The organism is Sutterella sp., assembly GCF_052272535.1.
GTDB lineage: Bacteria > Pseudomonadota > Gammaproteobacteria > Burkholderiales > Burkholderiaceae_F > Sutterella.
This window is the reverse complement of record NZ_DAVZJY010000007.1, coordinates 1-1,252: the sequence shown is the minus strand read 5'-3', so window position 1 is coordinate 1,252 and position 1,252 is coordinate 1. Positions and strand designations below refer to the sequence as shown.

Below are 1,252 nucleotides of genomic sequence, written 5' to 3'. Positions count from 1 at the left end.
GGAGAAGACGCCCGCGCCGAGCTTGTCGAGAGCGCAGAGGGCGATGTCCGTCACGCCGCCCACGGGCACGTTTTCCGTTTCCCATCGACGGACGGTCTCGGGGCGAACCCTGAGCAGTTCACCCAACGCCTCCTGCGTGAGATTCAGACGTTCGCGCAGGCGCACGATGTCTTCGCCTCGATAATGAGGCCAGTCGATCTCACCATTGAGATAGTCGCGAAACATGCACTCAAAGCGGGAAAGCGTCCCGTTCTCGAAAAGCGCCTGACATTGCCGAGCGCTCAAAGCTCTCAAAACAGACATGCGCATGTTCGACCTCCCAACCAAAAACTGCTGTTGCGTCAGTAGGCTCGAATGATCGGACATTCTGTCTGCACCCGCGTATATTTTACACATCAAAGGACATAATGTCCCGCAAAAAGCAGAAACAGCGTAAATTCTCCGAGCTACTGGGCGGGACACCCCCATCCAAATTCCAAATCGGAATCTGGGCGCTCCTATGGGAGGCGGCAGTTTCGCAGAAGGAATCTGGGATTCAGCGTGAGCGAGGGGACCGAGTCTCGGCAGCCTCCCAACAAGGGGCAGCAAGATCGGCAAGGTCCGGCGCCGAGATCGAGAAGACGGGACGGGAAACTGGGAAAACCGGAGTCCGGTGAATAGCGGAAACGGCTTTCCGAGAGAGAGGCGGGCGGGGGGCGGCTTGGGACAATCGAGCGATTGTTCATCACCCTCCATCTGGTCACTTTTCTATGTCCGAACCGCAACAGAACCTGCCGATCGAGTCGAATCATCACGGCTTCGGTCTTTCCGCACTCATCACGACGGGCTTCGTATCCGCCGTGGCGGCGTTTTCCGCTTCGCTTCTCTACTTTCACTATTTTCCGCAAGTGAAGGAGACGCCCGCGCCGATCGCCGTCGTTGACATGGTGAAGCTCGGCATGGCGGTCACGAAGATGTCGGCGGATGGCGATCAAGCGGCCTTCCTGAATGCGGGCCGTGCGGTGGCGATGCTCAAGGAATACGGCTACATCGTGCTTGACAGCCGGATGGTGATCGCCGCTCCCGATCACTATGTGAGGACGCCTGCTCAGATCATCGAAGGTGCGCCCGACATGGAGGACGGCCCGGGCGGCTACACGCCGCCGCAGGTGATCGACATGGCGGGAGAGCGGCATGTCGGCGCTCGTCAGTCAATACCCCCTGCCTAAAGGCAGAGGCTTGAAAGAGCCTTTATTGACTAGCCTCAGCGCCC

General features: G+C 58.9%; 2 protein-coding genes. One reads left to right on the top strand and one right to left on the bottom strand.

Annotation, left to right across the window (positions count from 1 at the left end; all coding sequences use genetic code 11):
• The coding region (locus tag ACT6Y9_RS01060) for a helix-turn-helix domain-containing protein (RefSeq protein WP_443743200.1) at positions 1-225 on the bottom strand (225 nt) is incomplete at its 3' end.
• 524 nt (positions 226-749) lie between these two features.
• On the opposite strand from ACT6Y9_RS01060, the gene ACT6Y9_RS01055 reads away from it, so the two are divergent.
• On the top strand, positions 750-1,208 hold the full coding sequence (locus ACT6Y9_RS01055) for a hypothetical protein (protein ID WP_443743199.1): 459 nt from the start codon (positions 750-752) through the stop codon (positions 1,206-1,208).
• The last annotated feature ends 44 nt before the right edge of the window (positions 1,209-1,252 follow it).